This window comes from Bradyrhizobium sp. CCGUVB23 (assembly GCF_024199885.1).
Taxonomy (GTDB): domain Bacteria; phylum Pseudomonadota; class Alphaproteobacteria; order Rhizobiales; family Xanthobacteraceae; genus Bradyrhizobium.
In genome coordinates, this window is record NZ_JANADQ010000001.1 from 9,948,665 (window position 1) to 9,970,305 (window position 21,641).

Annotated in this window: 20 protein-coding genes and 3 riboswitches; of the genes, 4 read left to right on the plus strand and 16 right to left on the minus strand. The window is 66.6% G+C overall.

All coding sequences use genetic code 11. The features are described 5' to 3' along the window. Positions 1-8: 8 nt before the first annotated feature. On the minus strand, positions 9-2,351 hold the full coding sequence (locus tag NLN62_RS46840) for a TonB-dependent siderophore receptor (RefSeq protein WP_254113174.1): 2,343 nt from the start codon (positions 2,349-2,351) through the stop codon (positions 9-11). Between the two features lie 116 nt (positions 2,352-2,467). Beyond that, a riboswitch (cobalamin riboswitch) is annotated at positions 2,468-2,668 on the minus strand. 75 nt (positions 2,669-2,743) lie between these two features. Between NLN62_RS46840 and NLN62_RS46845 the strand changes: the two genes are divergently transcribed. Beyond that, positions 2,744-3,316 carry a histidine phosphatase family protein gene (locus tag NLN62_RS46845; RefSeq protein ID WP_254113175.1) on the plus strand — a complete coding sequence of 191 codons (573 nt, stop codon included), beginning with the start codon at positions 2,744-2,746 and terminating at the stop codon, positions 3,314-3,316. Between the two features lie 6 nt (positions 3,317-3,322). Here NLN62_RS46845 and cobT read toward each other — a convergent pair whose 3' ends face one another. The 8 genes from cobT to cbiE form a co-directional block, all read right to left on the minus strand. Beyond that, positions 3,323-4,381: a nicotinate-nucleotide--dimethylbenzimidazole phosphoribosyltransferase gene (gene cobT / locus NLN62_RS46850; RefSeq protein WP_027521090.1), complete on the minus strand. Its 1,059-nt coding sequence runs from the start codon at positions 4,379-4,381 to the stop codon at positions 3,323-3,325. Between the two features lie 35 nt (positions 4,382-4,416). Next, positions 4,417-5,166 carry a precorrin-6A synthase (deacetylating) gene (cobF, locus tag NLN62_RS46855; RefSeq protein WP_254113176.1) on the minus strand — a complete coding sequence of 250 codons (750 nt, stop codon included), beginning with the start codon at positions 5,164-5,166 and terminating at the stop codon, positions 4,417-4,419. Between the two features lie 45 nt (positions 5,167-5,211). Continuing rightward, a complete protein-coding gene (locus NLN62_RS46860; RefSeq protein WP_254113177.1) occupies positions 5,212-5,889 on the minus strand; it encodes an energy-coupling factor ABC transporter permease in 678 nt (225 codons plus the stop codon). A 36-nt stretch (positions 5,890-5,925) separates the two neighbouring features. Continuing rightward, a riboswitch (cobalamin riboswitch) is annotated at positions 5,926-6,146 on the minus strand. Positions 6,147-6,194: 48 nt separating this feature from the next. Continuing rightward, a complete protein-coding gene (cobA, locus tag NLN62_RS46865) occupies positions 6,195-6,923 on the minus strand; it encodes a uroporphyrinogen-III C-methyltransferase (RefSeq protein WP_254113178.1) in 729 nt (242 codons plus the stop codon). Then, complete coding sequence (locus NLN62_RS46870; RefSeq protein ID WP_254113179.1) at positions 6,920-8,230, minus strand: cobyrinate a,c-diamide synthase; 1,311 nt, start codon at positions 8,228-8,230, stop codon at positions 6,920-6,922. The genes cobA and NLN62_RS46870 overlap by 4 nt, the downstream gene beginning before the upstream one ends. Next, on the minus strand, positions 8,230-9,012 hold the full coding sequence (gene cobM, locus NLN62_RS46875) for a precorrin-4 C(11)-methyltransferase (RefSeq protein ID WP_027521095.1): 783 nt from the start codon (positions 9,010-9,012) through the stop codon (positions 8,230-8,232). The genes NLN62_RS46870 and cobM overlap by 1 nt, the downstream gene beginning before the upstream one ends. Continuing rightward, positions 9,009-9,377 carry a cobalamin biosynthesis protein gene (locus tag NLN62_RS46880; protein ID WP_254113180.1) on the minus strand — a complete coding sequence of 123 codons (369 nt, stop codon included), beginning with the start codon at positions 9,375-9,377 and terminating at the stop codon, positions 9,009-9,011. Before NLN62_RS46880 ends, cobM begins: the two co-directional genes overlap by 4 nt. After that, positions 9,374-10,552 carry a precorrin-6y C5,15-methyltransferase (decarboxylating) subunit CbiE gene (cbiE, locus tag NLN62_RS46885; protein ID WP_254113181.1) on the minus strand — a complete coding sequence of 393 codons (1,179 nt, stop codon included), beginning with the start codon at positions 10,550-10,552 and terminating at the stop codon, positions 9,374-9,376. Before cbiE ends, NLN62_RS46880 begins: the two co-directional genes overlap by 4 nt. On the opposite strand from cbiE, the gene NLN62_RS46890 reads away from it, so the two are divergent. Next, positions 10,551-11,297 carry a cobalt-precorrin-6A reductase gene (locus tag NLN62_RS46890; RefSeq protein ID WP_254113182.1) on the plus strand — a complete coding sequence of 249 codons (747 nt, stop codon included), beginning with the start codon at positions 10,551-10,553 and terminating at the stop codon, positions 11,295-11,297. The two genes, cbiE and NLN62_RS46890, sit on opposite strands and share 2 nt — an antisense overlap. Here the strand turns inward: NLN62_RS46890 and cobJ are convergent. From cobJ to NLN62_RS46925, 7 genes are read right to left on the minus strand one after another with little or no spacing between them, the layout of a single operon-like run. Next, entirely contained in the window at positions 11,273-12,007 is a 735-nt protein-coding gene (gene cobJ / locus NLN62_RS46895; protein ID WP_254113183.1) for a precorrin-3B C(17)-methyltransferase, read from the minus strand. The two genes, NLN62_RS46890 and cobJ, sit on opposite strands and share 25 nt — an antisense overlap. After that, positions 12,004-12,735, minus strand: coding sequence for a precorrin-2 C(20)-methyltransferase (locus NLN62_RS46900; RefSeq protein ID WP_254113184.1), 732 nt, complete (start codon positions 12,733-12,735; stop codon positions 12,004-12,006). The genes cobJ and NLN62_RS46900 overlap by 4 nt, the downstream gene beginning before the upstream one ends. A gap of 2 nt (positions 12,736-12,737) precedes the next feature. Beyond that, positions 12,738-13,367, minus strand: a complete 630-nt coding sequence (locus NLN62_RS46905; RefSeq protein WP_254113185.1) for a precorrin-8X methylmutase — start codon at positions 13,365-13,367, stop codon at positions 12,738-12,740. Then, positions 13,367-14,530: a precorrin-3B synthase gene (gene cobG / locus NLN62_RS46910; RefSeq protein ID WP_254113186.1), complete on the minus strand. Its 1,164-nt coding sequence runs from the start codon at positions 14,528-14,530 to the stop codon at positions 13,367-13,369. The genes NLN62_RS46905 and cobG overlap by 1 nt, the downstream gene beginning before the upstream one ends. After that, complete coding sequence (gene cobN / locus NLN62_RS46915) at positions 14,527-17,775, minus strand: cobaltochelatase subunit CobN (protein ID WP_254113187.1); 3,249 nt, start codon at positions 17,773-17,775, stop codon at positions 14,527-14,529. The genes cobG and cobN overlap by 4 nt, the downstream gene beginning before the upstream one ends. Continuing rightward, the gene (gene cobW / locus NLN62_RS46920) at positions 17,775-18,824 is read right to left on the minus strand and encodes a cobalamin biosynthesis protein CobW (RefSeq protein ID WP_027521104.1); all 1,050 of its coding nucleotides are present in this window, start codon (positions 18,822-18,824) and stop codon (positions 17,775-17,777) included. Before cobW ends, cobN begins: the two co-directional genes overlap by 1 nt. Next, positions 18,821-19,195: a DUF1636 domain-containing protein gene (locus tag NLN62_RS46925; RefSeq protein WP_027521105.1), complete on the minus strand. Its 375-nt coding sequence runs from the start codon at positions 19,193-19,195 to the stop codon at positions 18,821-18,823. The genes cobW and NLN62_RS46925 overlap by 4 nt, the downstream gene beginning before the upstream one ends. Before the next feature lie 93 nt (positions 19,196-19,288). After that, positions 19,289-19,508: riboswitch (cobalamin riboswitch) on the minus strand. A gap of 40 nt (positions 19,509-19,548) precedes the next feature. Between NLN62_RS46925 and cobO the strand changes: the two genes are divergently transcribed. Beyond that, positions 19,549-20,184, plus strand: coding sequence for a cob(I)yrinic acid a,c-diamide adenosyltransferase (cobO, locus tag NLN62_RS46930; RefSeq protein WP_035661105.1), 636 nt, complete (start codon positions 19,549-19,551; stop codon positions 20,182-20,184). 7 nt (positions 20,185-20,191) lie between these two features. Continuing rightward, positions 20,192-21,640, plus strand: coding sequence for a cobyric acid synthase (locus tag NLN62_RS46935; RefSeq protein ID WP_254113188.1), 1,449 nt, complete (start codon positions 20,192-20,194; stop codon positions 21,638-21,640). The last annotated feature ends 1 nt before the right edge of the window (position 21,641 follow it).

A 21,641-nucleotide genomic window follows, 5' to 3' on the forward strand; every position in this document is an offset into this window, starting at 1 on the left:
TCAGCGCCTCACCATTTGAACGCGGCGGAGATCTCGTAGGTGCGCGGTGCGCCCAACAGGACCTGGTCGGGGTAGAACGGATCGCCCCAGATCGCATAGCGCCTGTCGGTGATGTTGCGCACGCGGAACGTCAGGCGCGTCTGCTCGACGGCCGAGAAAACCGCCTTCGGGACGTCGACGAAGGCGTAGACGTCTGCGATCGTGTAGGCGTTCAGTGTCACGGTGTTCGCATCGGTGTTGTAGCGATCGCCGACGTGGCGTCCGACGATTCCGAGCTCCACCGGCCAAGGTGTGAAGAAGCGATAGGATGCGCCGGCATTGGCGACGATGCGCGGCACGTTCGGCGGCGTGTTTCCCGAGAACGAGCCGCCGGCGAAGTTATAGTCGGCATAGCGCGCGTCGACATAGGCGATATTGCCCCACAGCCGCATGGCGTCCGTCACGCGCACGGCACCGGCGAGCTCCACACCCTTGGACTCCTGCCGCCCGGCGATGTTGAGCTGCATGCCGCCGGCGGCTGCGTAGACGTTCTTGCGCAGGATGTCGTAGGCCGAGAACGACCACTCCGCCCTGTTGTCCCAGAACAGATGCTTGATGCCGGTCTCGTAGGTGCGCGAGGTCGTCAGGTCGAGCGGCTGGGTCGGCGCGAGCAGGAAGATGTTGTTGGCCGAGACATCGGCACCGGTCGCGTACTGGCTGAAAAAGGTCAGGCCGGGCACGGCTTCCCAGGTGTAGCCGATACGGCCCGTCACCGGCGCCCAGTCCTTCGAGAACGGGAAGCCCGCGTTCTCTAAGCCGAACTTGTCGGTCGAGTTGCGGTCGAGCCCGATATGCTCGACACGCAGGCCGCCGATCAATGCGAAAGTCCGCGTCAGCTTCAGCCGGTCTTCGAACGACAGCGCCTCGTTATCGATACGCGCGATCTGCTGCTTGGTCGTGAGATCACCGTAATAGCCGCGGTTGGGATCGACCAGTGAGACATAATCGTTCGGGAAATTCGCGGCACCGGGCCTGACGAAGTCGAGGTAGCTCGACGACGACGTGGTGACTAGGCGATTGTCGAAACCTGCGATGTTCGCATCCCAGATCAGGTCGGTGATATTGCCGACGAGGCGCTGGCTGTGCGCGACGTAGAAGCGCTCGCGATAGACTTGGTTGTTCGTGGAATCGAACGCCTCAATCTCGTTGTTGAACCAGGTGCGCTCTGCGCCGTAACCATAGGCTTGGCTCTTCAACGTCAAGTCAGGCGCGAGCTTCAGCTCGAAGCCGCCGCGCAGCCACACCTCCTGCGCAACGTTGCGGTTGTCGAGGACGTTGTAATTGGTGTTGAAGCTGCGATCGTCGATCGTGACAGACCCAAGGTCAGTCCTGTTGAAGTAATTGCCCGAGACAATTCCGGTCGTCGCATGTGAGCCACTGAATGCGACCGGCACCAGCGGTGCGCCCCAATAGGCCTTGCCGCGGTCCTCCCGATACTCGATCGCGCCCCAGATCTTGAGGCTGTCGGAGACGCGGTAGTTGAGCTGGCTCGACACGTCGAGCGTCTTGGTGCCGGTGTCGTCGGCAAAGCCGTTGAGCGAGGAGCGGCTGACGTCGAACCGGTAGTCGAGGCCCTGCACGTTGGTGCTGCCGCCGGAGCCGTAATAGCTGCGGAACGAGTTCAGGGAGTCGTACGAAAAGAATGCCTCGTTCTGGACCGGCCCGGTGTGCGGCTGCTTGGTCACGAGATTGACCGCGCCGCCGGCAGCACCCTCGCCCGACATCACCGAGGCTGGGCCTTTCACGAATTCCACGGCCTCGAGATTGGCCGTGTCCATGATGCGCGAAGTCATGTTCTGCGGGCCAATCTTGATGCCATTGTAGAGGATGTTGATCTGGCTGTTGGTGAAGCCGCGCATCGAGAAGGCCGAGGGCTCCGCCGGATTGTCGCCGGCGGTCACGCCGACCGCGCCCTGGGCGACGTCGGAAACGGTCCGGTAGCCCTGCTCGCGGATCGTCTCGGCCGAGATCACCTCGACGGTCGCGGGCACCTCGCGCACGGTCAGCCCCAGGCGCGAGGCGCTTTCGGCCACCACGTTGCTGTTGAGCGGCGTCTGGCTTGCGTTTAGTGCGGCGGGCTTCTGCGCCGGCGCGCTCGATGCGGCTCTCTTCGGTGCCGCACGGCGGGTGCCCTGCCCGTCACGGCTGGTTACCGGCTTGCGGTTGTGATCACCCTGCGGGGCGACCTCGATCGGCGGCAATTGTTCGCGGGTCGCTTGCGCCAAGGCTCCGGGGACATCGACGAAGAGAAATGACGCAAGAATGCTGGACGCGAGCAAAAATGCGCGCGGGTAGCCGGTACGGGAAGACACGGTTCGGACCTCGGTATGACGTCAGTGGCACGTCACAGCGAACCAAGTCTCAACCTTCGGCGCATTTCTCGCCTCCGGCTAAGCCAAATGTCTGTACTCCCCGACCGACATCTTCGCGTGTGACCACGGCTGACGGCAGGTCTCCTGGCTCGCGGGTCGTGACCTCTTCGCCGCCTTCCCGGGACCGAGAGCCCAGTGGCTAGTGACGAAGGATTCTCCGCTTACAGTTGCGGGGGCAGCCGCGGCATAGGGGAAAAATCCCCGCACCGCGTTCCCTTTTCATCCCCGATGGGGAAACCGTCACGAGCATCTAGGATTAAGTCCGGGACGGAGTCAATGTGAAGAGGTATGGCGTTCTTGTCGCAGCAGTGGAAACATCTTGGAGACGTTGAATGGAAGGAGACACCTTCCTCTGGCTGGTACGGCATGCGGTCGTCGATGGCGTTGCGGGGACGATCCACGCCATGGATGCGCCGGCCGATTTCAGCGACCGGACGCGCCTCGACGCGCTGCGGCGGTGTTTGCCGGAGAGGGCCGCGAGCTATGCGAGCCCGGCACGACGAACCGTCGACACGGCACGCGCACTCGGGCTTGATCCGATCCTCGTGCCCGCCTTCAGCGAGCAGGATTTTGGCGAATGGACCGGACGACGTCACGATGAACTCGCCGCTGCGGGCGGCGACGCCTATGCAAGATTCTGGGCCGACCCGGCGGGCTCAAAGCCCCCTGGCGGCGAAAGCTTTGAAGATCAAATCGCCAGAACCCGCGAAGGCCTCCACCGCATCGAAAGAGGATCAGCAATCCTCATCGTCCATTCCGGCACGATCCGCGCCGCGCTGTGCATCGCGCTCGACCTCGCCCCACAAGCGGCCTTGCGCTTTGCGATTGATCCGCTCTCGCTCACCCGCATCGACCGGCTGGCGAACGGCTGGCGCGTCGTCTCGGTCAACCAGTCGATCGCTTGAGCCCTATTAGGCCGGACGATCCGGAACATTGGCCTGCGCGAACGTTGCCATGCCATTGTGCAGGGCGCAGGCGAGCCGCACCAGCGGCAGCGCGATCGCCGCGCCCGATCCCTCCCCGAGCCTGAGATCAAGGCTAACCAGCGGCTGAACGTTCAGCGCACGAAGCACGAGGCGATGCCCCTGCTCTGCCGACTGATGCGACGGCAGCAGGAACGGCTGACATGACGGATTAAGCCGCGCGGCCGCCAGCGCAGCGACTGAGACGATGAAGCCGTCGATCAAGGTTGGAACGCGCCGCTGCGCGGCCGCGATGATGGCGCCGCAGATCGCCGCAATTTCGAGGCCGCCGACCGTGCGGAGCACTTGCTCCGGCGATGCACTCGAATTCGTCAGGCCATGCCGCGCAAGCGCAGCGTCGATCACGCGCGCCTTGCGTGCACGCCCTGCCGCATCGACACCGGTGCCGCTGCCCGCGATTTCGTCGGCGCTCACGCCAAGCAGGCTCGCTGCGATCGCCGCCGATGTCGTGGTGTTGCCGATACCCATCTCGCCGAGGATCAGAAGGTCTGGCTGCTTCGCCGCCGCACGCGCCACCGCGCGCTGTCCGCATTCAAACGCAAACGCGAGCTCCGCCGGCTCCAGCGCAGCTTCCACGCTGAAATCGCGGGTGCCGCAGCGCGGCTTGTCCGCGACGATCCCCGCGACTTCCGACTGCGCCAGCGAGCCGGCATCGACGACCTCGAGACTTGAGCCCAGTTCGCGCGCCAGCACCGAGATCGCAGCGCCGCCCGCGGCGAAGTTCGACATCATCGCGATCGTGACTTCCTGCGGATAGGCGGAGACACCCTGGTCGACGATGCCGTGATCGCCGGCAAACACGATGATCGGCACGCGAGCGGCCCTCGGCTGCTCCGTTTCCTGCAGGCCCGCGAGGTCGATCGCGACCTGCTCGAGCCGTCCGAGCGCGCCGGTCGGCTTGGTCAGTTGCGCCTGCCGCGCCATCGCCGCCTCGCGATGCGCGGTCGAGATATCAGGGCATTTCTCGTAGACCCAATTGGGGAGCATGTCGTCCTGCCTCCGTTCACGCGACCGCGGTCGCGTCACGCTCTGCGTTTGAGAATGTAGCTGTCCATGATCCAGCCGTGCCGTTCGCGCGCCTCCTGCCGTGCCGCGACGATGCGGGGACCGATCTCGGCCAATGCACCCGACATGACGATCTGATCGGGCATGCCGAGATAGGCGCCCCACCAGATCAGCAGGCCTTGCGGATCGAGCGACTGAAATGCCGTGGCGCCGTCTAGCATCACCACCACGGTGCCGGTGCCGTCAGGCCAGCCGCCTTCGCGCAGTCGCCGCCCTGTCGTGACCAGAAAAGGCTCGCCGATATCGTTCAGCGGCAGCGCATGCGCCGCGCACAGCGCCTGGATCGAGGTGATGCCGGGGATGACTTCGATCGCGGGCAAAGGATCAAGCCGTCGCGCGATCCGCAAAGAGGAGTCATAGAGCGAGGGATCGCCCCAGATCAGCAGCGCGACTCGGCCCTCGCGTCCGAGATGCTGCGCAATCTCCCGCGACCAGGCTGCCGCGACCGCATCGTGCCAGTCGTCGACGCCCCTGCAGTAATCAGCCTCGCCCGCGTTACGCACCGGCAAGTCGAACTCCGCGATCCGCGTCTCTTTGTTGGTGAGTACATCGGCACAAATCGTCCGCCGCAGGTCGGCGAGATCGGACTTCTGCGCTCCCTTGCGCGGGATCAGAACGAGATTGGCCGCGTTGATGGCACGGATCGCGGCGAGCGTGAGCTGCTCGGGATCGCCGCAACCGATACCTATCAGGGAAAGTGTGAGCATCACGAGTGTGAAGGGCGGCTATGACGGCCGCCCTTCAAATCATCTCTACGCCGCGTTGTGCAGGCGCGGGGTGACGAGACCGGGCGCGGTGACGCCGCGCAGCGACTTTGCCAGCGCCAGCACCGCGAGATCGGCGAGCGGCTCGATCACGATGACCAGCGCATAGGACGCGGCAAAGGTCGCGATGTTGGCGAGGTTGGTCGCGCCGAAGCCCGAACCGTAGATGGCCCAGAACGCAACCCAGGCGATGATGCCCGACTGATACGCCGTCGAGAGCGCCAGCGCCTGACGATACTGCAGGTCGACATAGGCCGTGTTGCGGGGAATGATGCGGGTCGCGAGCGCCTGGATGGCGAACAGAGGCACCAAGAGCGTGGTGACGTTCATGCCATATTGCGGCAGGTCAGTAGGCACGAAGAACAGGCCTTGCAGCAGGAGGCCAAGCGAGAGACCAAGGGCTGCCGGTGCCGCACCGAACAGCAGGAACAGGGTCGAGCCGAGGATGAAGTGCACCTCGGAGACCCCGACCGGGAAGTGCGGCAGGATCTCGAAGAAGGTGAAGACCAGCGCGGTCGTCGCAGCCGTCCGCACCGCGAACGAGCTGATGCCCTGCTCGCGCACGGTCTCGGCCGCGAGCTTCAGCGCAACGCCGCCCGCGGCGATGCCGGTTGCGTAACTCAACACGAGCTTGGCGCCCGTCACGATTCCGGGTTCGATATGCATGGTTCAAGTCCTTCCTGCCGTCACACCCGACGGCCTTGGCGTCCAAACGTGCAGGGCCGGTCTCCTGGCTCGCGGATCGAAGGGGATCTCCGGCCTTCCCGGGCCTTGCGGCCCAGTGGCGGATCGGAGCCCCTCACCGCTTACAGTCGCGGGGGCGGCTGGGGTTTGGGGCGCCGCAACTGGGTCCGCCCACCCCCATTCCCGATTATGCTCCGGCGCTTTGCGCCGCATCGAGCACCATGCCCCTCTTGTGTGCCCCTTTCGCAAGCCGGGCGTCAAGGGTCGAACGGCGGCCACGGGCATCATCACGAAGATTCTCCCGCCAATGCGCCAAACAGGATGACGGCGGCCGTGGTCGCGGGCGCGGCCTGCGTGAGCTCTTCGGCGAGCCTTGCGATCGTGGTCCGGACGAGCCGCTCATCGACGCGGCCCAGGGATTCCGCAAACAGCGCTGGCGTTTCCGGCGAAAGACCATGCGCGATCAGCTTTGCGGCCAGATCCGGAAACGTGCGCCGGCCCATATAGACCACCGTCGTCGCGTCCGGGTCGGCCAGCGCCGCCCAGTTCAGATTTTGCGGCAACTGTCCGGTCACGTCGGCCCCGGTCACGAACTGCACCCGGCGCGCGGTGTTTCGCCGGGTCAGGGGGATGCCGGCTTGAGCCGCCGCGACGCAGGCCGAGGTGACGCCGGGCACGATCTCGTAGCCGATCCCCGACGCCCGAAGCGTCTCGATCTCCTCCTCGAGCCGGCCGAAGATGCCGGCATCGCCGGATTTCAGCCGCACCACGCGCGCACCGGTCGCCGCATAATCGACCAGCAGGCGGTTGACGTGCTGCTGCTTGGTCGAGGGCCGGCCAGCGCGTTTTCCGACCGCCACCAGATTGGCCCCGGGCCGGGCAAGCTCGAGGATCGCGCCGGACGCGAGATCGTCATAGAGGATGACGTCGGCCCCGCGCAGCCGCGCGGCGCCCTTGAGCGTCAAAAGCTCGGGATCGCCGGGACCGGCGGAGATGAAGGAGACGAAGCCGCTCACCGGTCCTCCGCAATCAGGTGAAAGAAAGTACCCGTCGCATGCCCGCGCCGCGATCCTGTCTCCGCGACAACAGCGCCTGTCGCGTCACGCACGATCGCAAGCGGTACATCAGGCTGCGCGAGAATCGTCGAATAATGGAATTCATGACCGCGCAGGCGCGCGCCCGGCTGACGTCCCGGCATTGGTGCCGCGAGCTCGGCAAGACGATAGCCGAGATGCATGCGACGCTTGGCAAAGCTCGTCTCCAGGCCCAGGAGGCCAAGCATCTCGTGCCGCGCGCCGTCGGCATCGGTCAGGGCCGCGCCCATCACCATGTAGCCGCCGCATTCGCCATGGACCGGCCGCGTCTCGGCGAAGTCGCGCATGCGCTCGCGAAAGCGCGCATTCACTGCGAGCTGGCCGGCATGCAGTTCGGGATAACCGCCGGGCAGCCAGCACACATCGGCGCTTGCATCGGGTCCCTCATCGGCGAGCGGCGAGAACGGGAGGATCTCCGCACCGGCGGCGCGCCAGGCCTCGAGCATATGCGGATAGACGAATGAAAACGCGGCGTCGCGCGCCAGCGCGATGAGCTGGCCCGGCGGCGTGACGTTGAGCCCAATCGTGGCTGGTTGCGCCGACCATGCCGACGCCGCCCGCCGCACAGCGTCCAGATCGACGTGCTCACTGACAAAGCGCGCCGCTTCATCGATCAGGGTTCCGATCTCCGCCTGCTCTTCGGCTTGCACCAGGCCGAGATGCCGCTTCGGCAGGCTGATCTCGGCATGGCGCGGCAACGCGCCGAACACCGCAATGCCGGCATCGTTCAACGCACGCCGCACGAGATCCTCATGCCTAGGGCTCGCGACGCGGTTGAGCACGACGCCGGCAAGGCGTACACCGCTGCGGAAATCCCGCAAGCCGGTCGCAATTGCAGCTGCCGTCTGCGCCTGGCCTGACGGATCAATCACCAGCAGCACGGGCCAGCCCATCATCTCCGCGATGTCGGCGGTGGCGCCCGTACCCGAGACGCCCCGCGCGGCAACGCCGTCGAACAGGCCCATTGAGCCCTCGGCCAGTATGAGATCGGCGTTCGCGCCGCGGCTGACGAGATGTTCGATGCTCGCACGATCCATCGCCCAGCTGTCGATGTTGACGGAGGCGCGTCCCGTGGCCGCCGCGTGAAAGGCGGGATCGATGTAGTCAGGGCCGCTCTTGAAGCACTGCACCTTGAGGCCGCGATCGCGATAGGCGCGTGCGAGCGCCAGCGTCAGCGTCGTCTTGCCGACGCCGGAAGCCGGCGCGGAAATGACGAGACCTGCCGCCATCACGATGCCTCCGGAAAGCGCGGCGCCGGTCCGACCGGCCGGTAGCGGCGATCGTAGTCGGCGGCGTAAAGACGGCTCTCGGAGAACTCCTCCGAGCCGAGTGTTTTGCCGACCAGGATGAGCGCGGTACGTTCGAGCTCGGCGCCGACGGCCGCATCGAGCGTGGCGAGCGTAGCGCGGACGATGCGCTGGTCCGGCCAGCTCGCGCGCCAGACGATCGCCACCGGACAGTCCGCGCCATAGTGCGGCGTCAACTCGGCGATCACCTTGTCGAGCAGATGAATCGAGAGATGGATCGCGAGCACCGCGCCGGTCGCGGCGAACGCAGCAAGCTTCTCGCCATCTGGCATCGCGCTCGCGCGTCCCGGTGTCCGCGTCAGCACCACCGATTGCGCAAGCCCCGGCAGCGTCAGCTCGGCCTCCAGCGCAGCGGCGGCCGCCGCGAAGGACGGCACACCCGGTGTGACGGTGAAGGGAATGCCGAGCGCGCGCAGGCGGCGCAATTGCTCGCCCATCGCCGACCAGACCGAGAGGTCGCCCGAATGTAGCCGCGCGACATCCTTGCCTTCTCCATGCGCGTTGGCGATCTCGGCGATGATCTCGTCGAGCGACAGCGGCGCCGTGTTGACGATCCGCGCGCCCTTCGGGCAGTGCGCCAGAACGCCTTCTGGCACGAGCGAGCCCGCATAGAGGCACACCGGCGAGGCCGCGATCAGATCACGCCCACGCAAGGTGAGGAGATCGGCGGCGCCCGGCCCCGCCCCAATGAAATGCACGGTCATTCGCCGTCTCCCTCCGCAATCGCCGCGGTCGCGGTCCGGTCCTGCGAAACCACGCGCGTCGCAATCAGTCGCGCGCCACGGCCGGCGGCCGCAAGCGCGACGGCTTCCGCCACCGATCCAGTGCCGAACTTTTCCTGGATGAGTTTTGACTGCGTCGGCGTCGCGATGCCGGCGAGCATGTCGGCGGAAATGGCCTTGATCGGCACGTCGAATTCGCCCGCCAGCAACTTCAGCGCCGGGCTGTCCGCCTTGTCGCTGACTGTTGCAACAGCCGCGAGACCTTCCACGCCGCCCGCGGCGAGAAGTGCCTCGCGCAGCGCAGCAAGGGTAACGTCGTGCTTGAAGCCGAGCCCAGCGACCTTCATCGCGCCACGCTCCATTGCACGACCGGCCGCGCCGCGTCCCAGGATCGATAGCGTCCCAACGGGCCCGCATGCGCAATCTCGACCCGCATCAATTCGCCGCCATGGCGCTGGTTCAGCTCCACCAGCAACGTTTCCGTCTCCAGCGTCACGGCATGAGCAACCAGCCGCGTGCCCTGCGCAATCTGCGACCAGATAGCATCGAACATCGCGGCATCGAGGCCGCCGCCGATGAACACGGCGTCGGGCGTCTCAAGGCCCGCCGTTGCGCCGGGCGCAGCTCCTACGATCACGGCGATCCGATGCGCCAGTCCGAAAGCCGCGGCATTGCTGCGGAGGTTCGCGGCACGATCCTCGCGCGCCTCGATCGCAATCGCCGCGCCGCCGCACAAGGCCCATTCCACCGAGATCGAACCCGAGCCCGCCCCGATGTCCCAGAGGCGTTCGCCCGGACGCGGCGCCAGCGCGGACAAAGCCAGCGCACGTATCGGCCGCTTGGTGATCTGACCGTCATGCAGGAAGAGATCGTCCGCAAGGCCGGAGCTGCGGGGAATCCCATTCGGTCCCCTCGCCTCCAGCGCGACCGCGACCAGGTCGCCAGGCTCGGCTGCATAGGCGTCCGCTTGGTGCGACCTGATACGCTCGCGCTGCCCGCCGAGCGCTGAGAGGGTCCGGAACGCCGACGCGCCCCAGCCTCGCTCCGTCAACCAGCTCGCGAGATCGCTGGCCGCCTTGCCGTCGCGCACGAGGCAGATGATCCGCGCACCATCTGCCAGATGTGGCACCAGACGCTCGAACGGCGCGGCATGGAGCGCAACGCATATGCAAGATTCGACTCGCCAGCCCAATCTCGCCGCAGCCAGCGAGAACGTCGAAGGCGCGGAATGCGCGATCCACTCGCCCGCTTCCAGCCTCTCGGCGAGGCTGGCGCCGGCGCCGTGCCAGAACGGATCGCCGGACGCAAGCACCGCGGTGGGCCGGCCGCGGCAATCCAGCACGACATCTGCATCGAACGGCACTGGCCACGGGCGGCCGCGATCGGTTATGCCTGCCAGCGCAAGATGGCGCTCGCCGCCGAACACGGTCTCGGCCCTGGCAAGCGCCTTTCGGCTTGCCTCGGAGAGGCCGGCAAGGCCATCTTCGCCGATACCGATGATGGTCAGCCAGGGATCAGCCATGACGCGCGCCCTCATTCTGGGCGGAACGAGTGATGCGAACGCGCTTGCCGCGGAAATCGCGCGCGCCGGCCTCGATGCGATCTATTCCTACGGCGGTCGCACCAGCGCGCCTGCCGGTCAGCCGCTGCCGACCCGCACCGGCGGCTTCGGCGGCGTGAGCGGACTTGCGGACTACATCCGGCAGAAGGGCATCACGCATGTCGTCGACGCCACCCATCCCTTTGCGGCCGAGATGAGCCGCAATGCGGTCGCGGCCTGCACAGAAACGGAGACGCCGCTGGTCGCGCTCGAACGCGCACCCTGGGTTAAAGCGGCCGGAGATCACTGGATCGAGGTCGCGGATATCGCCGCCGCAGTCGCAGCCCTGCCCGAGACGCCGGCGTGCATCTTCCTCGCGATCGGCCGGCAGCATATCGCGCCGTTTAGCGAGAGGCCGCAGCACGCCTATACGCTCAGGTTCGTCGACCCGCCTGAGGGCGCGCTGCCGTTCGAAGCCGATGTCATCGTATCGCGCGGGCCGTTCACGCTTAAAAGCGAGCTGGAGATGCTGCAATCGCGCCGCATCGCATGGATCGTCGCCCGCAATTCCGGCGGCGATGGCGCGCGCGCCAAGATCGACGCAGGCCGCGCGCTCGACTTGCCCGTCATCATGATCTCGCGACCGCAACTGCCCGAGCGGCCGCGGGTGGAAAGCGTGGTCGAGGTCATGGCCTGGCTCGGTCATCGGGCCTGCCTCGGCGCATAGACCCACCGGCCGACACGGCGTGTCTGCGAATTGCCGACGATCACGAGCGTGCGCATGTCGGCCATCTCGGGCGTCGCCTCGTTCAGCGCGACTGTCTCGATTCGCTCGTCCGGCGCACTGATCGCGCGGGCGAAGATCACCAGCCTTTCGCCGCAGCCCGCCTCCTTCAGCACCGCGAGCGCGCGGCCAAAACCTTCCGGCCGGCTCGCCGAGCGCGGATTGTAGAGCGCGATCGCGAAATCGGCCTCCGCCGCAAGGCGCAGGCGCTTCTCGATCGCCGCCCAGGGCTTGAGATTGTCGGAGAGATTGATCGCGCAGAAATCATGGCCGAGCGGCGCGCCAGCGCGCGCAGCCGCGGCCAGCATCGCGGTCACACCGGGCAGCACGCGGATCGGAAGCTCTCGCCATTGTGGCGCCTGTTCAAGCGCCTCGAACACGGCCGACGCCATCGCGAACACGCCGGGATCTCCCGAGGACACCACGACGACGCTTCGTCCCTCGGCTGCGAGACGCAGCGCCTCGCTCGCACGCTGAAGCTCCACGCGGTTGTCCGACGGATGCAGCGTGAGACCATCGCGGGCTGCGACGCGCGCGACATAAGGCGCGTAGCCCACCACATCAGTCGCAGCCGCGAGCGCTGCGGAGACTTCCGGCGTCACCAGCGCCTCGTCGCCGGGCCCAAGTCCCGCAATGGTCAGCGTTCCCGTCATTCGCCGGCGTCCATGCGCCGCCCCCGCCCGTGCACCAGCACGATCGCGAAATAAGGACAGTCGGATTCGTCGATCTCGGCGAGCCGCGCAACGCGCTCGCCCGGCATGGTGCCGCGCTCGACCAGCCAGGCATCGTCGAGCCTGCCGGCCGACGCAAGGGCACGCCGCACCTTCTGCAAATTGCGTCCAGTTTTCATGATGACGAGCGCATCGGAATTGCACATCCGCTGCTCAAGCTCGTCCTCGGCCAGCGTCCCCATCAGGACCGTCGTCACGTCGTCGCCGAGCGCGATCGGCTGGCCGACCGCGTTCCAGCAGCCGGCCATGCCGGGAATGCCGGCGATCACCTCGATCTCGACGCGCCCCTGCAGGCGTGCGTGCAGGTGCATGAAGGAGCCGTAGAAGTAAGGATCACCCTCGCAGAGCACGACGACGTCAACCGCGCGTGCCAGCCGCGCCAGCCGCTCAGCCCATTCGTCGTAGAATCCGGCGAGCAGGCGCACATATTCAGGACTATCGAACGCGATCTCGGTCGTAACCGGATATTCCATCGGATATTCGGTGACGTCACCTGCGAGCATGGCCTCGACGATGCGCCGCGCCTGGCCCGGGCGGCCTTTCTTGCGGAAATAGGCGACGTGCCGTGCTGCCCGCACCTCGCGGTCGGCGCGCACGCTCATCAGGTCGGGATCACCAGGCCCAAGGCCGCAACAGATGATACGTCCCATCTCTATTCGCTCCGGCTCGCCAGCGCGTTCACGGCGGCAACGGTGATCGCCGAGCCGCCGAGGCGTCCCTCGACAGTCAATGCCGGCGCCGGCGGATTCGCCATCAAGGCCGCCTTGGATTCGGCCGCACCGACGAAGCCGACCGGACAGCCGATGATCGCCGCCGGCCGTGGACAGTCTTCGTCCTCCAGCATGTTGAGCAGGTGAAACAGCGCGGTCGGCGCGTTGCCGATCGCGACGATCGCGCCTTCCAGATGCGGCCGCCAGAGTTCGAGGGCCGCCGCCGAGCGCGTATTGCGCATGGCCTGTGCAAGCGTCGGGACGGCAGGATCGCCGAGGGTGCAAATGACGGCGTTGCCGGCCGGTAACCGCGCGCGCGTGATTCCTTCCGACACCATGCGCGCGTCGCACAGGATCGGCGCGCCGCCCTCGAGCGCCGCGCGCGCGACGCGCGCCATGCCCGGCGTGAAGCGGATATGGGCCTCGAGCCCCACCATCCCGGCGGCATGAATCATGCGAACGGCGACCTGCTCCTCGTCCGCGGTGAAGCGCGCGAGGTCCGCTTCCGCACGGATGGTGGCAAAGGACTGCCGATAGATCGCTGCGCCGTCGGTCTCGTACACGTGCGCCATCATCGCCCTCCCATCAGCACGGAGGGATTTTTGACGATCTCAGCGCTGCTCAGACCACGCAGCACCGGCATATCGCGGGTCGAGCCGCACCGCACGAGGTCAAATCCGTCGCGAGTTGCAACAAGTGTCACTGCTGCCGGACCGGAATGCGCGCAACCCTTAGCACATCCGGAGACATGAAGCCGTGCATCGGGCGCGATGTGCGGCGCGAGCGTGGCCGCGAGCGCGCGGGTGTCGGCATGTGCCTCGCGGCAGCGCGGCGCGCCGCTACAGGCGATCACACGCAACGCGGGATCGTCGGCCTCGGTGATGAGGCCTTCACCGCCCGGCATCTCGCGCATACCCTCCGCCACAATCATCCGCCATGGCGTCATCCGCAGCGCCGGCGCACATGACGCGAGGTAATCGAGCGCCGCATGCGGCAACTGGCCGAACGCGACACCCAAGATCGCGCCGTGCGGATAAAGACCAGGACGTGGCCCAACTGCCGCTGCCGCGGGCTCGGCGTCGCCGCGCAAGCCCTCAGGCAGTCTCGCGCCGGCAGCGATATGCGCCGCCATCCGCCCTCGCCCACCCTTGGCTCCGCCGGATGCCATGAACCACTCTGCCAGTGCTAGCGCCGCGGCCACAGCTTCTCCGCGCGCAGCGGGGCGACCGAGCTCCGCACCATCAGCGCGCACGACAAGTTCACCAGCGCGATCGCGCTCGATCCGGACGTCCGCGGATGCGCCGGCCAGCAAGCGCTCGCGCCCATCATCAATAGCAAAACCGAACTTGGTCGGAAGATCGAGCGCGCTGTCGGCAAGGGCCTGTTCGAGTTCATCGGCGAGCAAGCAGGTGTCGTCGCCGACGTTCCAGAATGGCGTCACCAGAATATTGCGCCGCGATTCGGTCCCCGGATCGGCATCGAGCAGGCCCAACTGCGCGAGCCCGTCGAGCAGAGGCAGATGCGCCGTCTCGGTCACGCCCCTCACTTGAAGATTGGCCCGGCTGGTGACGTCGATCAGGCCATTGCCATGGCGCGCGGCAAGCTCGGCAATGCCGGCCGCCTGCGTCGCCGCCAGCCGTCCGCCATGCGGGCGCACACGAACCACGAGGCCATCGCCCGACAACATCGGCCGTAGCGCGCCCGGACACCAGCCCTTGATCGCGACCGCGCTCATGAGGCCTCCTTCAGCGCCGCCGCAATCGAGTTGCGGCGCGTCTTCCAGAGGGCGGCTTCGTGCAGTCGAGTGAAGCAGGTTTCGATCGCAGCCAATGCGGCCGGATTTTCCCGTGCCATGAACGCACGAACCTCGTCATTGCCGAGTGTCGCATCATAGTAGAGATCGAACAGATGCGGCGGCACGGCACCGGCAAGATGGGCGAATGCAGCCATGTGCTCGAGCGTCGCTGTGATCTCCGCCGCGCCACGAAAACCGTGGCGCATCATGCCGGCGATCCAGTCGGGATTGGCGGCGCGGGCGCGGACGACCCGCGAGATCTCTTCCGTCAGCGCGCGCGCCTGCGGCTGGTCGGGCCGCGTCGCATCGAGGTGATAGAGCGATGGCGCGGCAGCACCTAACTTGGCCGCCGCAGCCGCAACGCCTGCCTCATGCGCGGCATAGTCGGCGGCGAGCAGCAGGTCTGTCTCGGGCAGATCCTGCACATGGACGAAGGCGTCGGCAGCGGCGAGCCTCGTCTCGATGCCGGCGCGATTCTGCCGCATCTCGCCCTCTGATGACAACGACCAGGATGACGCCGATAGCCAGGCCTCGCCAGCCGCCGCACGTGAGTCCTCGGTGAAGACATCCGGTATCGAGGACAGGCCGACGCCATACTGTCCGGGACGCGGTCCGAACACGCGTGCGGCGCGTGTGCGATAGGGATTTTCGTCACCCTCGTCGTCGCGCGTCGAGAGCGCCTCGCTGGCCGCCTCGAACAATTGCGCGAGGCCCGCGAAGACGTCGCGGAACAAGCCGGACACGCGCAGCGTGACGTCGATGCGGGGACGGCCGAGCTCGGCCGGCGCGATAATGTCATAGCCGGTCACGCGCCCCGAGGCATGATCCCAGCGCGGCGCGAGGCCGGCGAGATGCAGCGCCATGGCGAACTCTTCACCGGCGGTACGCATGGTCGCGGAGCCCCAGAGATCGACCACGAGTCCCTTCGGCCACTCGCCATGATCCTGCAAGTGACGACGCAACAGTTCTTCCGCAAGCTTGATGCCTTGCGCATGAGCCGACGGAGTCGGCACGGCGCGGGGATCGACGGCGAACAGATTGCGCCCGGTCGGCAGCACGTCGTGGCGCCCGCGATAGGGCGAGCCCGCAGGCCCCGGCGCGACGCGCCGGCCGGACAAGGCCGCGATGAGCGCGTCCCTCTCTGCTTCGCCACAAGTTCCACGACCGAACACATGCAGGCCGTCGCCGAACTGGCTTTCCTTGAGATCGCAGACGAAGCGATCGATGCGCGGAATTGCTTCGGCCGGCGCAGCCGACGCGGCAAGACCGAGATCGGCGTCGAGGCCGGCGGCGCGTGCCTCGTCGCGGATCTCGGCGATCAGGCGTTGCCGGCGGGCGGGATCAAGACCGTCAGCGGTCGAATATTCGTCCAGCAGTTGCTCGAGCCGGCGCAAGGCCTCCGGCACCGCGGACTTCGCCAGTGGCGGCGGCAGATGGCCGATCGTGACCGCGCCCGTGCGCCGCTTGGCCTGCGCCGCCTCGCCGGGATCGTTGACGATGAAGGGATAGATGACAGGCAGATCGCCGACCAGCGCCTGGGGCCAGCAGGATGACGACAGCGCCACGGATTTCCCCGGCAGCCATTCCAGCGTGCCATGCGCGCCCATGTGCACGACGGCGGCGAAGCCCTGCTGCCGCAGCCAGAGATAAAATGCGACATAGGCATGGCGCGGCGTGCGCGAAAGATCGTGATAGTCGGCATCACGGTGACTGACCTCACCGCGCTCCGGCTGCACCGCGATGATCGTCTTGCCGCTTTTGATCGCCGCGAAATGAAATTTGCCGCCACGACAGTTCGGATCGTCCTCTGGCGCTCCCCAGGCGCGCTCGAGGTCATCCTGCAATGCCCCCGGAAGGCGGGAGAGCGTGGCTCGATAGTCGGCGACACTCCACGTCAAGTCTTGCTTCAGCAAGACATCGCCGAGCGCACTCAGCGGTTCGACGTCAAAGCCGACCTTGCCGAGATCGGCGAGCAGCACTTCAACGGAGGCGAGCGCATCGAGCCCGACCGCGTGGGCAATCTGGTGCGGTCGACCGGGATAGTTGGAAAGCACGATCGCCAGCCGCTTCTCGCCCGCCGGCTCCTGCGCGAGCTTCTGCCAGGCCACCACGCGCGCAACGACGGCGGCGACACGCTCGTCATCCGGCCGATGCGCCAGGTGCGCAAACTGCAAGTCAGGATCGCGCTCGCCAGCCGACTTGAAGCTCACCACGCCCGCGAACACGCGGCCGTCGACCTCCGGGAGCACGACATGCATCGCCAGATCGCCCGGCGAGAGCCCGCGCAGAGAGTCAGCCCAGTCCTCGCGCCTTGCCGTGGAGAGCGCGACCTGGAACACAGGACACGATGCGGCATCGAACGGCGTCGTGCCGTCGTCGCCAACGGCGGAGAACGCGGTCGCATTGACGATAGCGGCGGGCGGATGCTGCGCAAAGTGCGCGCGCAGCCAATCGGCCACGCCCGGCGCCTTTAGTGAGGTCACGAACAACCCCCAGGCATCAAAGCCCCTCTCGCGGAGCATTGCGATTAGCGCATCGACCGGGGCAGTATCGGCGGCCGTGAGATAAGAGCGGTAAAAGGTAACGAGCGCACGAGGTTCTTCATCGGGATCAGGCAGCGACGCGACAACACCGCGCCTCGGCTCGTAGAAACCAATCTCGGGAACCTCGATCTCTCCAACCACTGGCCCGGCATAGAGACCCGAGGCCAGCGCAAGCTGGGCGATCGCGGCTTGTGCAGCGACCGGTCCGCCCTTGTCGCAGAGCACTTTCAGCCGCCTGAGCGTCGAGACCGGCAAGGTCGAGAACGCATCCAGCCGTTCATCATCGCGGCCATCCGCCGGCAACACGGCAAGCGCGATGCCGCGCTCCTTCGCCAGTTGCTGGAGCGCCGCGAGCCCGTAGGCCCAATAGGACTCGCCGCCGATCAGGCGCACCAGAATGCCGCGCGCTTGCGACAGCGTCCGCTCGATATAGGTGTCGACCGACAGCGGATGACGCAGCTCGGCCAGATTGGCGAGCCGCAGCGACGGCAGGTTTTCGCGGCCGCGCCGCCAGCCAGCCGCGAACGCGGCGAGATCCGAGTCCGAGAACGAGAGCACCACGAGATCGGCCGGATCCTGGCCGATGTCCCTTGGCGTCGCGGTCTCCTCCAGACCACGGCTCTCGCGGAAGACGACGTGCATCAGATGCCAAGCCCTGACATTCCAAGCCCTGCCTTGATCGCGGCCTCGTCGATATCGCCGTGCTCGCCGATCACGACCAGCCTGGATTGCCGGGGACGCAGGCCCCAGGGCTGATCGAACTGGTGCCGCACCCGCTCGCCAACCGATTGCAGCAACAACCGCATCGGCTTGCCCTTGACCGCGATATAGCCTTTTGCGCGCAGCACGTTCTGCTCACGCGCCAGCCGCTGCACCGAGGCGATCAGCGCCTCGACGTCGACGACCTCAGGCAGATCGATCACGACGGAGTTGAAATCGTTGTGTTCGTGCTCGTCCTCGCCATCGTGATGGGATGGGCGCGCGGCGAGGTCATCTTCGGCCGCGGCTTCCAGGCCGAGGATCACGCGCAGATCGACCGCGCCGTCGACCACGGGGAGCATCGGCACCGGACGCGGCATCTCGGCGGATATCACCGCCTTCGCCGCTTCGAGCCCTTCCGCGCCCGCAAGGTCAGCCTTGGTGAGCAGCACGATATCGGCGCAGGCGATCTGGTCCTCGAACACCTCCGACAGCGGCGTCTCGTGATCGAGATTCGCGTCGGCCGCACGCTGTGCCTCAACAGCATCCGGGTCCGGCGCGAAGCGGCCGGCCGCGACCGCCTCGGCATCCGCCAGCGCGATCACGCCATCGACCGTGATCCGCGAGCGGATCTCCGGCCAGTCGAACGCTTTCAGCAGCGGCTTCGGCAGGGCCAGCCCCGACGTTTCGATCAGGATGTGGTCCGGCCTCACCCGGCGCGCGAGCAGTTGCTCCATCGCCGGAATGAAATCGTCGGCCACGGTGCAGCAGATGCAGCCATTGGCGAGCTCGACGATGTTCTCCTCCGGACAATTGGCATCCGCGCAGGATTTCAGGATCTCGCCGTCGACGCCTTCACTGCCGAACTCGTTGACGAGCACCGCGAGCTTTTTGCCGTTGGCATTGGTGATCAGATGCTGGATCAGCGTCGTCTTGCCTGATCCCAGAAAGCCCGTGACGACCGTGACCGGAACTTTTGCGAGCGTGTTCATTCGGCGGCCTCCGGCACGACGGCGATGGGGGGAATGCGGGCAAGCGATTGCTTGCGAAAGATTTCGGGACGGCTGCGCCATGGCACGATGCCGTCGGGTGCAGCGGCGTAAGCCGAAGCGCCTGCGATCACGTCGCTCGCATTGGCATCCGACAGGCGGCCATAGACATAGGACCATCGACCGGGCGCGCTGAGCGCCACCGAACAGCCCTGGCTACAGGCCGACAGGCATTCGACGGGAACCAGGTTGACGCCCGCGGGTACGCCGGCGTCGAGGATCGCGGCATGAAGCCGCGCGCCGGGCGTGGTTTCGCCTTCGCCCAGCGTCTGGCCGGCGCGGCAGGTGATGCAAACGTGAAGTGTGACGGCCATCGCCCCTTCCAGGATATCTGCGGGAGGCGATGAGGCGCACGAACCGCTCGATGAGAGGGTCCGCTTCCCCGTCGCGGAACACCCCGTCCGCCGGTCCAAAACATTCGCGCTGGCAGGTCTCCCGGCTTGCGGAGCAGGGTTTTATCCCTTCGATCCCCGCCTTCCCGATCCCATGGGATCAGTGGCTTCGGGCATCTCTCCGGTCACGGTCGCGGGGGCGGCTGCTTTTCGAACACGAATCTTGCCGATTCGAGCCCTATCGCATTCCCTCTTCGCCTGTCGTAGGACAGGAACCAACGCCGGCCCACCATTTGCCCATGGCCGCCACTTGTCAAGCCGAAGGACCATTTCAGATGACGCCTGAACCGGATACCCCAGCGGTGGAGCAAACCGATGCCCGGCACGCCGCGAAAATGGCGAAGAAGAAGGTCGCCCGCGACAAGATCATGGCGACCAAGAGCGGCGAAAAGGGGCTGATCATCGTCCATACCGGCGCGGGCAAGGGCAAATCGTCCTCCGCCTTCGGCATGATCGTTCGCTGTGTCGCGCACGGCATGCCTTGCGCGGTGGTCCAGTTCATCAAGGGCGCCTGGGATACCGGCGAGCGGCGCCTGCTCACCGGGCATTTCGGCAATCTCTGCCAGTTCCATGCGATGGGCGAAGGCTTTACCTGGGAGACGCAGGATCGCGCCCGCGACATCGCAGCCGCGCGCGCCGGCTGGGAGAAGGCCAAGGAGCTGATCTCCGATGAACGCCTGCGCATGGTGGTGCTCGACGAGATCAACATCGCGCTGCGCTACGACTATCTCGACATCGGCGAGGTCGTCGACTTCCTGAAAACGCAGAAGCCGCCGCTGACGCATGTCGTCCTCACCGGGCGCAACGCCAAGGACGAGCTGATCGAGATCGCCGACCTCGTCACCGAGATGACGCTGGTGAAACATCCGTTCCGCTCCGGCATCAAGGCGCAAGCCGGCGTCGAGTTCTGAGACGTCGATGGCGCGCGCATTGATGATCCAGGGAGCGGGCTCGGACGTCGGCAAGTCGCTCGTCGTTGCGGGCCTTGCGCGTGCCGCAAAGCGCCGGGGCCTGCGCGTGCTCCCCTTCAAGCCGCAGAACATGTCGAACAATGCGGCCGTCACCGTCGACGGCGGCGAAATCGGCCGCGCGCAGGCGCTCCAGGCACTCGCCGCCGGCGTCGAGCCGCACACCGACATGAATCCCGTGCTGCTCAAGCCCGAGACCGATGTCGGCGCGCAAATCATCGTGCAGGGCAAGCGCATCGCGACGGCACGCGCCCGCGACTACGCGGCGATGAAACCTTCGCTGATGGGTGCCGTGCTCGAGAGTTTCGAACGGCTGAAGGCGCGGGCCGATCTCGTTCTGGTCGAAGGCGCCGGCAGCCCGGCCGAGGTCAATTTGCGCAAGGCCGACATCGCCAATATGGGCTTCGCCCGCAAGGCCGATGTCCCGGTCGTGCTGATTGGCGACATCGATCGCGGCGGCGTCATCGCGCAGCTCGTCGGCATCAAGACCGTGATCGATCCTCACGATGCCGCGATGATCTGCGGGTTTGTCATCAACAAGTTCCGCGGCGATCCCACGCTGTTCGACGATGGCTATCGGCTGATCGAAACCAAGACATCCTGGCGCGGTTTTGGTGTGCTGCCCTGGTTCGCGCGCGCCGGCGAATTGCCGGCCGAGGATGCACTGGGATTGGGCGACGCGCGAAAGCCCGGTCAGTGCAAGATCGCGTTCCTGGCGCTGTCGCGGATCGCCAATTTCGACGATCTCGACCCGCTCAAGCTCGAGCCCAACGTCGACCTCGTGATGGTCCGCCCGGGCGAAGCGATCCCCGGCGACGCGCAGCTCGTCATCATTCCCGGCTCGAAATCGACGCGGGGCGACCTCGCGTTCTTGCGTGCGCAAGGCTGGGACATCGATCTCCTCGCACATCACCGCCGCGGCGGTCACGTGCTCGGTGTGTGCGGCGGCTACCAGATGCTCGGGCGCAGCGTGGATGACCCTGATGGCATCGAGGGCGCGGCCGGAGAGACGGCCGGCCTCGGCCTTCTCGATGTGACCACCGTGATGTCGCCGCAGAAGACGCTCACCCGCGTGGTTGCACGACATGCGGCGACGAGCGCGCCGATCGACGCGTATGAAATCCACATCGGCCGCACCGATGGGCCGGATCGCGCGCGCCCCTTCGCCATGCTTGATGGCGCACCGGAAGGAGCGATTTCCGGCGATGGGCGTGTGCACGGCAGCTATCTGCATGGCCTGTTCACGTCGGATCATTTTCGCAAAGCGTTCCTTGCGCAGCTCGACATTCCCTCAGCCGATCAACCCTATCAGGCACGGGTCGAGAGCGCGCTCGACGCGCTCGCCGATCACATCGAGACGCATCTTGATGTCGAAGGCCTGCTCGCGCTGGCGCGCTGAG

Excerpts from the sequence above, each read along its gene's own strand:
- NLN62_RS46845 (WP_254113175.1), top strand. The coding sequence starts at position 2,744 with ATGGAAGGAGACACCTTCCTCTGGCTGGTACGGCATGCGGTCGTCGAT.
- cobT (WP_027521090.1), bottom strand. The coding sequence starts at position 4,381 with ATGCTCCCCAATTGGGTCTACGAGAAATGCCCTGATATCTCGACCGCG.
- cobF (WP_254113176.1), bottom strand. The coding sequence starts at position 5,166 with ATGCTCACACTTTCCCTGATAGGTATCGGTTGCGGCGATCCCGAGCAG.
- NLN62_RS46860 (WP_254113177.1), bottom strand. The coding sequence starts at position 5,889 with ATGCATATCGAACCCGGAATCGTGACGGGCGCCAAGCTCGTGTTGAGT.
- NLN62_RS46870 (WP_254113179.1), bottom strand. The coding sequence starts at position 8,230 with ATGGCGGCAGGTCTCGTCATTTCCGCGCCGGCTTCCGGCGTCGGCAAG.
- cobM (WP_027521095.1), bottom strand. The coding sequence starts at position 9,012 with ATGACCGTGCATTTCATTGGGGCGGGGCCGGGCGCCGCCGATCTCCTC.
- NLN62_RS46880 (WP_254113180.1), bottom strand. The coding sequence starts at position 9,377 with ATGAAGGTCGCTGGGCTCGGCTTCAAGCACGACGTTACCCTTGCTGCG.
- NLN62_RS46890 (WP_254113182.1), top strand. The coding sequence starts at position 10,551 with ATGACGCGCGCCCTCATTCTGGGCGGAACGAGTGATGCGAACGCGCTT.
- cbiE (WP_254113181.1), bottom strand. The coding sequence starts at position 10,552 with ATGGCTGATCCCTGGCTGACCATCATCGGTATCGGCGAAGATGGCCTT.
- cobJ (WP_254113183.1), bottom strand. The coding sequence starts at position 12,007 with ATGACGGGAACGCTGACCATTGCGGGACTTGGGCCCGGCGACGAGGCG.
- NLN62_RS46900 (WP_254113184.1), bottom strand. The coding sequence starts at position 12,735 with ATGGGACGTATCATCTGTTGCGGCCTTGGGCCTGGTGATCCCGACCTG.
- NLN62_RS46905 (WP_254113185.1), bottom strand. The coding sequence starts at position 13,367 with ATGGCGCACGTGTACGAGACCGACGGCGCAGCGATCTATCGGCAGTCC.
- cobG (WP_254113186.1), bottom strand. The coding sequence starts at position 14,530 with ATGAGCGCGGTCGCGATCAAGGGCTGGTGTCCGGGCGCGCTACGGCCG.
- cobN (WP_254113187.1), bottom strand. The coding sequence starts at position 17,775 with ATGCACGTCGTCTTCCGCGAGAGCCGTGGTCTGGAGGAGACCGCGACG.
- cobW (WP_027521104.1), bottom strand. The coding sequence starts at position 18,824 with ATGAACACGCTCGCAAAAGTTCCGGTCACGGTCGTCACGGGCTTTCTG.
- NLN62_RS46925 (WP_027521105.1), bottom strand. The coding sequence starts at position 19,195 with ATGGCCGTCACACTTCACGTTTGCATCACCTGCCGCGCCGGCCAGACG.
- cobO (WP_035661105.1), top strand. The coding sequence starts at position 19,549 with ATGACGCCTGAACCGGATACCCCAGCGGTGGAGCAAACCGATGCCCGG.
- NLN62_RS46935 (WP_254113188.1), top strand. The coding sequence starts at position 20,192 with ATGGCGCGCGCATTGATGATCCAGGGAGCGGGCTCGGACGTCGGCAAG.